The following is a 13,240-nucleotide window of genomic DNA, read 5'->3' as shown; positions in this document are numbered from 1 at the left end:
AGTACGGCGTTTAAGCCGGGCTCATCCGTATTTAGAAGGGATAGGGGCAGGCGGGCGCACTGATCGTACTGTGCGCTATCGCAGAATAGTGCCGTGAGTCGACTGTGTTCAGTTCACCGGACGGGGATCGGGCAGGGGCAGCGAAGGCGAAGCGGACCGTCGCATGGTCGTCATCGGGCCGCCGGCTTGGTCAGATCATTATTCACGTGGTTGTTCTCCGCGTTGACATCGATTCCGCCCGCCGGCGGCGGCTTGTCGAGATTCGTATATTGGAACGTGCCGAACGGCTGGATTTCTTCGTCGGCCGGCATTTGGTTGCGGTTCCATCCTCCGCCGAGCGCGCGGATGAGTTCCACCGAGGACCGCAGCAGTTCGGCTTTGATGACGACGGAATCGATACGTGCCTGAAGCGTGGCGACCTGCGCGTAAATCAGCTCAAGGCTGGACGCCAGACCGCCCTGATAAAGTTCCGTGGTCAGGTCCTGCGTTTTGCGCGTAGCTCCGACCGCCGCGTCCTGGCGGTCGGCCGCCAGGGTCAACCGGTTGGTGAGGCTCAAATTGTTCTCGACTTCGCGGAAGGCGTTGAGCACGGTCGAGCGGTATCGGTCTTCCGTCTCGCGATAGGCCGACCAGGACTGCTGCAACTGCGCGCGGCGATACCCGCCCTGAAAGACCGGCAGCGACACGGCGGACCCGTAGGACCAGAAGCTGTTGGCCAGCTTGAACAGGCTGAAGGCGTCGTCTTCGAATCCGCCGCCAAGTCGGAACGAGACATTGGGATAAAATGCCGCGCGGGCGATGCCGATGGCGCGGTTCGCCTGCGCCATCCGGCGCTCCATGCCGGCGATATCGGGGCGACGCTCCAACAAGGTGGACGGGATGGTCTGCGGAATCCTAAAACTCGCCATGCGAAGAGTGTCGACCGGCGCGATCTTGAAGCTCGCCGGCGCCATGTTGAGGAGGATGGCGATCGCTTGTTCCGTTACCTGGCGATGACCTTGGATTTGCGCTCTTCTGGTCTCGGTGCTGAACAGCAGGGATTCGACCCGGGCGACGTCAAGGGCCGACGCAATGTTGCCGATGAACTGAGCGTTCACCAGGTCCAACGACTCTCTGTAGAGATCAATCGATTGTCTGTAGATCGCATCCTGCGCGTCGAGACCCCGCAGGATGAAATAGTTGCTGGCGATCTCCGCCTGTAAGCTGAGGCGGGCGAGCCCGAAGTCCGCGGCGCGTTGTTCGGCGCGGTACAGCTCCAGGCGCATGCGATTGCGGAGTTGCGACCAGAAATCAGGCTCCCAGGAGGCGAGCCCCCCTGCCCATACGCTTGATTCTTCGAGAGGTTCGTCGGGAGCACGAAAGAGACGATTGACGGACTGTCTATTGTTGGACGCATCAAAGCCCAAGCCGACGCGAGGGAGATACAGCGACCGAGCCTGCATCATCACATCGCGCGCCTGCACGAACCGTTCGGCGGCGGCCTGCAAATCCGGATTGGCGGCCATGGCCTGCTCGACCAGCTGGTTCAGGACCGGATCGTCAAACATCCTCCACCAATCCTGTCGCAGCTCGTCGTCCGAGGGCTTCGCCTCGACAAACGGACTCGACCCGCGCCATGAGGCGGGGACGACATATTCAGGCGGCTTATACGAAGGCGACAGATCGACGGCCGGGAATGAGCTGCACGCCGGCAAGTTGAGCGCCAGCAGGAGGAAGGCGCCTCGCCATGCAGAAGATCGAGGAATGCGTGATGTGATCACAGTCACGATTCCTTTGACGCTTCCTTCGGCGCTTGTTGTGGAGATTCTTTCGGCTTCTGTTTTGAATCCGTCGGTTCTTTATTATTGATGAGGTCATACCCGGGCGCCGGCGTGACGATCCGCACCTTATCGCCGTCGAGCAATGCAGCACTGGGGTTGTTAATGACGCGATCGCTCGTGGAAATTCCTTCTTCCACTTCGACGGCGTTGTCGAGCAGTCTGCTTACGGTGATGGGTTTCAAATGCACTCGGTCGTCCTCCGTGACCACGGCCACTTGCGTACCGTGCTCCTGAAACACCAGCGCGGTGGACGGAATCGTGAGAACGTTTCGATCGACCGGCGCCGTGAGCTCGACTTTGGCGTAGGAACCGGGCCAGAGCACATGGTCCTCGTTGTCGATCGTGAAGACGGTGACCGCGGTACGCGTGCTCACGTCAAATCCACGGGCGACGGTGAGGAATTTGGCCGTGAAGTGGCGGTTGGGCAACTGCGGCACGGTCACGTCGGCCGTCAGCCCGACATGGAGGAACGGCCCGAAGGACTCCGGCACAGAGACAAAGAGCCGCATCATATGGACGTCGGCCACCGTAAAGAGGTTGCCGATCGCGTTCGGAGTACTGATATTGCCTTCTTTATTGACGTAGTCCCCGACGTTGATATTGCGCTGGGTCACCACGCCGTCAAAGGGGGCGACAATCGTTTTGAACCGAATGAACGCCTCGTTGTTCCTGACGTTCTGTTCCGCGGCCTTGACCTTCGCCGCTTCGGCCTTCAGATTCTGTTCTTGCACCGTGATGGACTGCTCGGAGACCGCGTGGTTCTTACGTAGCGCCACCCAGCGTTTGGCGGTGACTTCGGCGAGCGCATACTTCGCGCGTTCCGCTTCCAGATCCGCCTTGGCTTGCGCGTATTGCGCGTCAATCGCCGGCGCGTTGATTTCAGCGAGGATATCGCCCGTCCTCACCTGGTCTCCGTAGTCCTTGTACCACATCTTTACATACCCGGAGACCTGCGCGTAGATCGGCGCCTCGAACCAGGCGGCGATGTTGCCGGGAAGGATGATGGTCTCGGTGGGTGCGCCGGCCTTTGGATTGACGACGGCCACAGTGGGGATGGCGTCTTCGATCGTCTTCTCGCGCAGCAGCGCGGCATCGCTTCGGCTCTCATACACGCGATACCCGACATAGACGAAAAAGAGCAGGACGGCGGCGACAGCAATGCCTTTGGCACTGAGCATCTTCATCATGAGGCGGGTCCTTTTTCCGGAGCCGTTCGCCGGCTATAGATCATCGCATACACGCAGGGTACGAAAAAGAGGGTAAAGAGGGTGGCCACGAGCAGGCCGCCGATGACGGCGCGGCCCAGCGGGGCATTCTGGGAATAACCCGTCGCCATGGGGACCATGCCGAAGATCATGGCCGAAGCCGTCATGAGCACCGGGCGGAAGCGGGTTTTCCCGGCTTCGATCGCAGCCTTGAGCGCATCGCCGTGCTCTTGCAGCCGCTCGCGCGCGTAGGATACGACGAGAATCGAGTTGGCGGTCCCCGTACCCATCGTCATGATGGCACCCGTCAGCGCGGGCTCCGAGAGCCGGGTATGAGTCAGGAACAGGGCCCACGCGATACCCGCCAAGGCGCCCGGCAACGCCGTAATGATGATGAACGGATCCAGCCAGGATTGGAAGTTCACCACGATCAACAGATAGACCAGTACGATCGCGGCGAGCAGTCCGAAGATCAGCTCGGCATAGGCTTCGTACATCAATGAGGCCTGGCCATGGATTTCGACCTTCGCGCTGCGGGGCAATTCTTTCTCCATGTTATTGGTGACCCTTTCGACGTCCGCCAACACTCCTCCGAGGTCCCGGCCTTCCGCGGAGACATAGATATCGAACAGCGGCATAATATTTCCGTGCGTGATGACGCCCGGCGTTCCCTCCGCCGACAGGTCGGCTAAATTACCGAGCAACTGCACGTCATGATCGTTTGACGCATAGCTCGAGGCATCGACCGGAACGGTCTTGAGACTATTGACGCTGTTGATCTGCGGCTGCGGTGTATAGACATTGATCAGGTAGGACATGCCGGTGCTGGGATCGAGCCAATAGATCTGATCGACCTGCTGGCTCCCGGCCGTCGTCATGAGCAGATTGTCGGCCATGTCCTTCAGGGTCCTGTTGACACCGAGCCCGAACGTGCGGTTGCCTTCGACCATGAGCGTGGGTGTGCGCATCGTCTGCTGGATCACCACGTCGGTGGCGCCGGGGATCTCGCGAAACTTGCCTGCCAATTTGAGGGCGAACTCGTAGTTGGGATACATGTCTGGGCCGTTGACTTGGACGTCGATCGGCGCGGGGGCGCCGAAGTTAAGAATCTTGGCCGTCAAATCAGACGGCTGGAAGGTAAATTCCGTGCCCGGATAACGCTCATTCAACCCCCGGCGAAGAATCTGCCGGTACTCCCACACCGGCGACTTTTCGTCCTTCAGGAGGATCGTCAAGTCACAATCTTGGGAACCAATCGTCGGCGTCGGGATGAAGGCAAGATTGTGCGGCCCGACCGGCAGGCCGCAGTTACTGACGATGTTTTCCACATGCCCGGGCAGCAATTCCTCGATACTGTTGGAGACGAGGGTGGCAATGCGTCCCGACACCTCGATGCGCGTGCCGAGCGGGGCCCGCATATGCATCTGGATGACTCCTGACCTGATTTCGGGGAAGTAATCGCGCCCGAGGAAGAAAAAGAGGGAGGAGGAGAGCACTGCGATGATCAGCGAAATCGTCACGAAGACGTTGCGGTGGTTTATTGCGTGTTCGAGGAGCGCACCGTAGCGATCGCGGAACTGATTGAAGCGGCGCTCGAACCCCTGCTGAAACCGAACGAATGGATTCCGTGACGGTTTCGCGGCTGCTTCACTATTATGGTCAGGCGGCTGCGACATGATGGCTCTTCATCATATATTTCGCCATGGTCGGCACCAGGGTGCGCGACAGAATGAAAGAGGCCAGCATTGCGATGATGACCGCCTCCGCCATGGGTTTGAACAGATAACCGGCGACGCCGCCGAGCTTGAAGAGCGGGAACCAGACGATCGCGATGCACAGGGTCGCGACGAGCGTCGGAACGACGATCTGATTGGCCGCATCGATTATAGCCTGTTCCAGCTCCTTACCCATTTCGATATGGCGGTCGATATTTTCGATCATCACGGTCGCGTCATCGACCAGAATGCCGACGGCCAGCGCCAATCCGCCCAAGGTCATGACGTTGATCGTCTCTCCGAGCCAATGCAGGCCGATGATGGCGGTCAAAATGGACAGCGGGATCGACGTCCAGACGATGACGGTCGCTCGCCATGAGCCGAGCAGCAGGAGGACGATGAGGCCGACCAGGGCCCCGGCGGTCGCCATTTCATGCACGACATCGGAAATCGAATCCTTTACGAACGTCGAGGCGTCGTCAAGGAGCTTGATTTCTACGCCTTCGGGCGAGATTTGCTCGGCACGCGGAATCATCTTCTTGATCCCGTCGACCACGTCCAGGGTTGAAGCCTCCGTGCTTTTCATCGCGACGATGATGACGGTCTGTTTCCCCTTCACCAGCACCGCGTTTTGCTGCACTCGTCCCATGAGCTGCACCGTGGCAACATCGCGCAAGTAGACGAAGGCGTTGCCTTCCCGTTTGATCGGGATATCGCCGAAATGGTCGATGTGTAACGGCGAGGCATTCGTCTGCACGATCCAGTCTGTTTGCTTGATTTTGATGTCGCCGGACGGCAGCACGAGGTATTGCTTCATGAGGATATCGTGAATGTCCGCCGGGGTCAGATGGCGCGCGAGCAATTTCTGTTGATCGAGGTTGACCATGACCTGCATGTCCTGCCCCCCGTATGGGTGCGGCAAGACGATCCCCGGCACCGTCACGAGGAGGGGGCGGATCCGCATGTAGGCGAGGTTATAGAGCTCGGCGGGTGTCATGTGCTCGGAGCTGATTTGAAGCATGGCCACCGGAATGGAGGATGGCGCGAGACGCATGACCATGGGCGGTGAGATATCAGGCGGCAGCGCCTTGACGACGTTCTGGGCAATACCCACGATATCCGCTTCGGCCCTACCCACGTCGACGCCGTCCTGGAGAAAAATGTTCGTGATACTGCTGCCGTAGTAGGAATGACTATGGATATACTTGATGCCCTCCACCGTCGAGGTCAGAAACCGTTCGAACAAATACGTGATGCGCCCTTCGACCTGTTGCGGCAGCAGCCCGGTGTAGATCCATACCACCGAGGTGACGGGAATCGTGATATTCGGGAAGACGTCGGTGGGCATTTCGTGCACCGTCAGGCTTCCCATCACCACGATCAGGATGGACATGACGACAAAGGTGTACGGCCTTCGCAGAGCAATGAGGACGATCTGATTCATGCGCGAAGTCCGTCACAGGCAGGGTGGGTTTTCGGCACTCGTGGGCACTCCTTACCTTAAACGCTTCCCTGTGTCAATCGTCGGACAATGCCGCCGGCTTTCTCGCCTCCATACCGGCCGGTTCAAAATCACTGGAATTCCGGTCCCATCCACATTAGATGAATGATGAATTATTCGAGTGGAAACTTGGGCAAACGTGGTCGCACGAAATCGGCCTGTGCCAAGGCTCCTGTCAGCGACGCTCCGTAGGTGTAGCAAGAGGCTTACCGACTCATCGTAGTCATTCTACATATCGAGAGGTATAGCCGGGATATCGCGATTTGTTGGGACATTATCGGGGCCGTGGCCGGCCGGCTCCGTCGAACGTCCCAAACGCCACCACATGAAGCATTTGGATCGTGCATTTGCGCACCTCCCGCATCGTGCGGAACCCCACAATCCAGTCTTGCACACCTACACGGGGTGAGCCGAAAATCTTACTGAATTCGCCGGAAATGTGCCTCCTGACTGGGTTTAGTCGGCGCGCCGCATTCCGGCTTCAACTGGTATTGATCTTGCGATGATCCCAGATCGACGAGTCGTGGTTGTGAGGCTGGCGGTAGGGCCTCTATCGCAAGTCATACCCGGCGATTGCGGCCAAAGACGAGGAAACAGGAGCACCGATGACGGGACTTCGAATATTCGGGATGGCACTGGCTATCATGGGTGGGGTCGCAGGGACCATCGCAACAGGACAGCCGGCCTGGGCAGAAGATTCGCCCCAGGTGAAAAGTCTCACCATTGGCGCAGCCCACAGCTTAAAAGGAGCCTTCCAGGAAATCCTGCCGATGTTCGAACGAGAATATGGAGCCACGGTCCGCGTCGTGTATGGACCGTCGCAGACGCTGCGCCGTGAGATCGAAAAGGGAGCCCAGATCGATGTGTTTCTGTCTGCGGGCGAGGAAATCCAGAAGTTGCAAAAGAAAGGACTGACGCTCAACGGGGGGCTTCGGGTGTTCGCTCAGACCTCTCTCGTGCTCGTCATGTCAACCACTTCACATGCGACGCCGATCGCCTTTCATGACGCGCTCTCGAATCGAGGGACCCGCATTGCTCTGGGCGATCATGAGACCTCCACCCTGGGTGTAGCCAGCGCCCGGGTGCTCAGGAAGCTCGACCCCGCGTATCGCGACCGTTTCCGCCTGGTTCTTGCGGAAGACAATGAAGAGGTCGTCGATGTAATTCACACGGGTCAGGCCGATGTAGGCATCGTGTACCGCGTGGATGCGATTCAGAACAGCGGGAAGGTGCGGATCATTGATGAAACACCGGCCGGAACCTATACGCGGGTCCAATTCGGGCAAGCTGTCGTGTGGACCTGCCGGGATGAGGCCCGTGACGTTGCCGAGGAGTTTTTCGATTTTATCGCGAGTCCCCGGATACAAAAACTCCTGCTCAAGTACGGTTTTGATGCTGTGCCGATGAAAGGCTGATCCCCGCCTATTTGTTTCGGCCCTGCACCAATTGTTTAACAGGGTTTGTTCTCTTCATCTGCCAGAATCCCACCCGGCGGTACCGCAATCTCCTCAAATTGGCCACAGCGCGAGCTGAAGAACTTGGGAGGAGCAGCCGGCCGCACGGGAACAGAAAGAATGATCGTTTCCTCAGTCGGCTGATCGGAATAGACAGTATAGCTGTTAGTGAAAGGAAGGACATAAGGAGGCAGCATGAGCAGCATACCTGGCGGCATGTGGTACATAGCTGGTAGCAGAGAAATAGACCGGCGGGTAGCCCGGAGGTCTTGAAGGTTTGGCAACGTCGCAAATCGGTAGGGTCCAAAAGGACTGCCGATGAGCTGAAGGGGTGAATCAAGCATTTGGCTCTCGAACCATTGAATCTCACCCGTCCGCATCCGACTCTCAATCACCTGCAGTGGAGATCCCATCAGGATAGGAGTCGCCACGAGATCGCGTGCCCTTGCCCATGCGTGTTCTTGGGCAGCATTCATGCCGGCGAGGACCACGCCGAGACAGAGGAGTAACGACAACGTCACGTAAGACGAGCGCCAAATTCGTCGAGGACAACGTCTTTCGCCGGCAAACACGTCCACAGGTCCTTCCTCAACCTATTGTGAGAGGGCAATAGCTTTCAATCGGCGGTATTGCCTGGATACCAGGCCCAGTTAGAAGCTTGCGCCCTTTTCTAAGTTTGATCCACTGGAAAATTCGGCCGCCGGAAAGACTGGTTGCTAGCCGACCAGCAGGTTTGACCGAGAGTTTGGCTGGGCGCTTCGCGATGTACTGGACAGGCCTAAGCTAGATGGCAGATCGCGATGGTCCTGTAAGCTTGGACGGTACTTAAATAGGTTGTGAAAAGGTTACACGGTAGGCCTAGAGACCAAAATCCCTGCGAGTCGTACATGTGGAAGTGATTTACTGGAGGGTCTGGCAATACTGCTCAAACTGCTCAACGAACGCAACAAACTGCTCCCCACCCTGCCTGCGATAGTCTTCTTTCGACACTTGTTGTTGACGCTCCTGACTGAGTCGTTGACAGGCCTGCCGTTCCGCGCCATGCATCTGCGGCTGAAGCCGAGCCTGATCCTCAGGAGACCGTTGGAAGAAGCTCCGCTGCATTTGTTGTAGGGCCATATAATCGTCGTAGAGTCGCGGTTGCTCCGCAATCGGCTGTTCGCTTTCCGCCGAAACGGCGGCAGCTGAGAACATTAAGGACAAGAACAACGCGAAGGCCATTTTCATGTATATATCACTCATGTTAGACGCAACCCCTTCTGGAGCAGACTGACACGTTCAGCCCCATCCGGAGCTGCTTTTCAATTCACTAAAGGACTTACGAGTCTCTACCGGACCAAGACAACGGCGCAAGGCTTCGAGACGGCCGTGGAAGGAACAAGCCGCTTCAGACTGAGAATAGGTTTTTCGAAAAAACACCATGATGCTGTCGTAACAACTATCAGACCGATCACCCACAGACACAGCAACCCATAAAGACCCACATCCAACTGTAAGGAATCGACGACCTTCTTCACCATCGCCGCTACCAAAGCGTGCCAAAGATAGAATCCATAGCATCTTTTACCCACAAACATTAGTACGCGCCCTCCGAGTAAAGACTGAACCCAGCCTGTACACTGGAGGCTCGCCCCTACCAGGAGTCCGAACGAAATTGCTATCCACGTATAGCCGAAGAGCGTGAACAGCAGCGGCCTGGTCTGTGGAAATGAAGGACTAAAGGGGCCCAGCAATACGGTAAAGGCCGAAAGCAGGGCAAGCGGCACGAACTTCCGGCAGGAGGCCAGCGTTTGAATCCTCCACCTCTCGGCACGGACCAATAATGCCAGTACAGTTCCGACGGCAAGGCCGTCCAAGCGGCAGACCGTCAACACATAAACGGCAGGATAATCGAGTGTCCAGTAGACGATCGCTCTGGCAATAGGAGAAAGTGCAAGGATAATCAAGCAGGTCAGAATGAGCTTCTTGGAGCCGACGTGGTGCACCAAGAACGGCCAGACCATATAAAACTGTTCCTCGACCGCAAGGCTCCAAAGAATCATGACAACGACCGGCTGCCAGCCGTTTATAGCGATATGAAAGTTCCCCATGTAGAAAAGGTAGGCCGGCCATGCATCAAAACTGCTAAGCATTCCCAAAGGGTCGCCTAGAGTTACATTCAGCTTCAACACCGAGAGGTAGAGAACCGCCAGTGGGAGAATACGAAGGGCTCTTCGATACCAGAATACACGCAGCGAACCTTTGGTTGCGCGTCCCCGGATCAGAATGGACGTGATAAGGAAGCCGCTGATGACAAAGAACAGATCGACCCCAATCCATCCCGCTGTGCTCATCCCCCAGAATACTTTCTGAACGATACTCTGAGAGATCTCCTGGGGAAAGCCATTGTTATCGCGGAAGAGAAACGGCGCGTGATACCAGGCAACTAACAGAATCGCGACTCCCCGCAGTCCATCGATCGCGGGGATATGCTCAATTAAAGCTACGGCTGCCAGCCGATCTTGAGATCTACAGTCGACGTCCGATTGTATTGTTTGAGCGCTCAAATGGCGGAAACCTTTTCACACGTGGTACCGTTCGATTCCATCGCCAAATCACCTCCAATGCTCCGCATTTACAGCAGCGGTTCATGAGGTAAGCCGGATGCCACGATGGGCAGGAATCTTATCCACAAGCATAAAACTCGTCCTCACGGACTTCACCGATTCACCCCGCTGCTCAATATAAGAATCCGAAATCGGGCCCAGCCAATCATCACTTCGTGCCAAGTAGGAGATCCGGTGCGGGTCGATATCCATAATCCGTGCGCAGGTTGCGTCTACAGCCGGAAGATTTCTGCCCATCACCAATACACCGGCAGGCCGCGGTATGCCCATGATGGGACCGTCGCCTTCCATACCGATGATACCGTCCACAATGGCGAAGTGCGGCCGCACAGTGGCGTTGATATCAAGGATTGAGTTCTCGATACCGGCATGGTGGAGAACGTTCTTGGGCCAGCCGTAGTAGATTCCTGGCATGACTCCGAAGAGATTCTTCATCGACAGCGTCACGCCGGTCCAGTGATGGGTTTTCATCTTGGCCAGCGACACAATCCAATCCACTTCTTGAAAGAGACCCGGCAACGTCAGGGTCCGTAGACGAGACCGCCGTCCAGCATTCTGAATGGTATAGCCGGTCATGTAGTTCAGATCGGAGAAGGCGATACGGTCTTCGTGCAGCACATCGGCAAGACCGGATTCTTCCAGGACGGCCAACGTGTCCCGACGGTGCCCAGGTCCCTCCGCGACGAACACCTTCGCCGCTCCCAGCCGCAAGAACGCTTCCACGGCGCCCCTGACGACTAATGGATGGGTATTGATGTGGACGGCCCCGATACTGGTTTCCACAAGATTCGGTTTTAAGAGAACCCGCTTGCCCTTGATCTCTTCAGGTTTCACGCCGAGTTCATGAAGACCTTGATTTATCACTGATCCGATTTCTCTTTCGTACCCTTGTACCTTGGCGATAAAGGTTTCGGCATGGAGACGGGGCCGCATGAGGCGCTCGACCGTCAGCACACCGGAAGCCAGAATCACACCGGCCCCAATCGCCTTGATGAAATCGCGGCGTGTCCAGCCAGCTGGTGTCACAATTTCAGGTGAATCGGACATTGAGCTGCCGTGCTTCAGCAAAGACTGATGTTGAGCCGAGCACTCCTGGTTCTGTTAAGAGAAACGACGCGCTTTTAGTGCGGGCAATAGGACCAGACTCAGCGACGCGGTATCGTAAGGCCCATAGCGTACTTGCATTTGCAAGCATCGCTCAACGAGAAGATAGCCGTTTGGTGGCCACAGGCCCCACGCCTGTAAGCCCAGGAGAGCCCATCCAACGGCAATCGGCGTCCGGAGCTGATTGATCTGTTGATTCAGATAATCGAGACTTCGTTGAATGGCAGACACGGGTACCTGTTGGGCTAACGCTGTCAGCGCGGCACCGGTGCTCTCCGGAGCCGGGTGCAGTTCTTGGCCGAACACGGTGGTATTGCCATAGTTCCATCCTCCTCGCGGTAATTGACGGTCCAAGATCAACCGAATGGCTCCCTGAACCCGTACGTGATCAGTGTGACCGCTCGCGACAAGAGCCAAGACAGACAAGGCCGTTGGTTCGACCCAGGAATGGGTTCCTTCAATCCAAGGCCATCCCTTTAGAGCCGTGTCATGACCGAGCGGATCGTCGGAGCTCTTTTTCCAATGGTGTCCCTCGTGTTCCAACAAAAACCGAACCGCCCGCCTGGAGGACTCGTCATGGGTGGAAGAGTCTTGCCAGGCAAGAATAGCTAAGGAAGTCGGCCAAGAAGCTTCAACGTGATGTGGGGAGATCGAGACGCGTCCATCCTCCTGCTGCTCGCTCGCGAGTCGTGACTGCGCGCGATTCAGCAGTCGTTCGTCAACCTTACTGAGATCCAATGCGAGGATGGCCCAAGCCGTGGCATCCGATCGGTACGAACCTCCGGCCCGATCGCTGAATCCCCCACCGGTGACAGCCCGCTGAATTATTTCATGCAACAACGGCTTGAGGTCTATGTGGCTCGCTGTTCTGTTCATTGATGGGATAGTGCAGGGAGTAACGTTCGAATCACTCGGATGGCGGCCGGCCCCAGCACAACGATGAACAGGTTGGGAAAAATGAAGAACAGCAAGGGAAACAGTAATTTGACCGGTAATTTTGCCGCAAGTTCTTCGGCTTTCATGCGACGCGCAACCTTCATCGAATCCGAGTGAACTCGAAGGGCCTGTCCGATACTCGTCCCAAATCTGTCGGTCTGGATCAGCAGAGCCACGAGATTCTTGAACTCTTCCAAGTCTATCCGATGACTGAGATTTCGCAAGGCCGCGGTACGGGTCACCCCAGTCCTCAACTCCAATGCGAGCAATCCGAATTCATCACTCAAATCTCGATGCGCGAACTTGATCTCCTCTCCGACACGGTTAATCGCCTGATCCAGGCCCAACCCAGCCTCAACACACACCACCAAAAGATCCAAAGCATCAGGCAGGGCGTGAAGGATCCGCTGTTGTCGCACACTGATTGTCCAGCGCAACCAGTAATCCGGCACGTAATAGCCCACAAAAGCGGCCAGGACATAATAAATAAGCAGAGTACTGAAGCCGGGAAATCCCAATGCCTTTGCAGGAATCAGCGTCGTGCTGAGGAGCAGCGCGATTGCCATGAAAAGCTTAGAGCCCAGAAAGAGAAGGGGGGCATGAGGATGCCGATAACCCGCTGTGATCAAGGAGTGCCGGATAGTCTTAACGTCTGTTTCATTGCTCGGTTGTACCATCGTGCCGAGGCTCTTAATGAGGTGCGCGAAGCGCGCCTTCAAAGAATCCATCCAATCTTGATCGAGCACCGGTTCCGCCGCATCCAACCGGTCCTCAACCCGCCTCTTCCAGACTTGTACTGCCTCACGAGAGTTCAAGTACACATACAGGGCGAAACTGCCCAGCAGACACACGAGAAAAGCGAGAAGAGCGATAACAATTGGAGTTTCCATGTACGCTTC

The 13,240-nt window shown here is 56.9% G+C and carries 9 protein-coding genes and 1 pseudogene; 1 reads left to right on the top strand and 9 read right to left on the bottom strand.

The window, feature by feature from the left end; genetic code table 11:
* Positions 1–170: 170 nt before the first annotated feature.
* The 3 genes and pseudogenes from ACWGXE_RS04705 to ACWGXE_RS04695 all read right to left on the bottom strand — a co-directional run bounded on the left by ACWGXE_RS04705 (position 171) and on the right by ACWGXE_RS04695 (position 6,184).
* Positions 171–1,760 carry an efflux transporter outer membrane subunit gene (locus ACWGXE_RS04705; RefSeq protein ID WP_447601714.1) on the bottom strand — a complete coding sequence of 530 codons (1,590 nt, stop codon included), beginning with the start codon at positions 1,758–1,760 and terminating at the stop codon, positions 171–173.
* Positions 1,761–1,762: 2 nt separating this feature from the next.
* Complete coding sequence (locus ACWGXE_RS04700; RefSeq protein WP_447601712.1) at positions 1,763–3,007, bottom strand: efflux RND transporter periplasmic adaptor subunit; 1,245 nt, start codon at positions 3,005–3,007, stop codon at positions 1,763–1,765.
* Positions 3,004–6,184 (bottom strand): annotated as a pseudogene (locus tag ACWGXE_RS04695) (efflux RND transporter permease subunit). Before ACWGXE_RS04695 ends, ACWGXE_RS04700 begins: the two are co-directional and overlap by 4 nt.
* A gap of 662 nt (positions 6,185–6,846) precedes the next feature.
* Here ACWGXE_RS04695 and modA point away from each other — a divergent pair.
* Entirely contained in the window at positions 6,847–7,656 is an 810-nt protein-coding gene (gene modA, locus ACWGXE_RS04690; RefSeq protein WP_447601710.1) for a molybdate ABC transporter substrate-binding protein, read from the top strand.
* 35 nt (positions 7,657–7,691) lie between these two features.
* On the opposite strand, the gene ACWGXE_RS04685 is transcribed toward modA, so the two are convergent.
* The 6 genes from ACWGXE_RS04685 to ACWGXE_RS04660 form a co-directional block, all read right to left on the bottom strand.
* Positions 7,692–8,216 (bottom strand): hypothetical protein, encoded by a 525-nt coding sequence (locus ACWGXE_RS04685; protein ID WP_447601708.1) that lies wholly within the window; start codon positions 8,214–8,216, stop codon positions 7,692–7,694.
* 379 nt (positions 8,217–8,595) lie between these two features.
* Entirely contained in the window at positions 8,596–8,937 is a 342-nt protein-coding gene (locus ACWGXE_RS04680; protein ID WP_447601707.1) for a hypothetical protein, read from the bottom strand.
* Positions 8,938–9,023: 86 nt separating this feature from the next.
* The gene (locus ACWGXE_RS04675; RefSeq protein WP_447601705.1) at positions 9,024–10,241 is read right to left on the bottom strand and encodes an acyltransferase family protein; all 1,218 of its coding nucleotides are present in this window, start codon (positions 10,239–10,241) and stop codon (positions 9,024–9,026) included.
* Positions 10,242–10,322: 81 nt separating this feature from the next.
* On the bottom strand, positions 10,323–11,348 hold the full coding sequence (locus ACWGXE_RS04670) for a DUF362 domain-containing protein (protein WP_447601703.1): 1,026 nt from the start codon (positions 11,346–11,348) through the stop codon (positions 10,323–10,325).
* Positions 11,349–11,402: 54 nt separating this feature from the next.
* The gene (locus tag ACWGXE_RS04665; protein WP_447601701.1) at positions 11,403–12,281 is read right to left on the bottom strand and encodes a prenyltransferase/squalene oxidase repeat-containing protein; all 879 of its coding nucleotides are present in this window, start codon (positions 12,279–12,281) and stop codon (positions 11,403–11,405) included.
* Entirely contained in the window at positions 12,278–13,231 is a 954-nt protein-coding gene (locus ACWGXE_RS04660) for a type II secretion system F family protein (protein ID WP_447601699.1), read from the bottom strand. Before ACWGXE_RS04660 ends, ACWGXE_RS04665 begins: the two co-directional genes overlap by 4 nt.
* Positions 13,232–13,240: the final 9 nt, after the last annotated feature.

The sequence above is a fragment of the Nitrospira sp. Nam80 genome, assembly GCF_965152575.1.
This window is presented reverse-complemented; position numbering and strand designations above follow the sequence as displayed.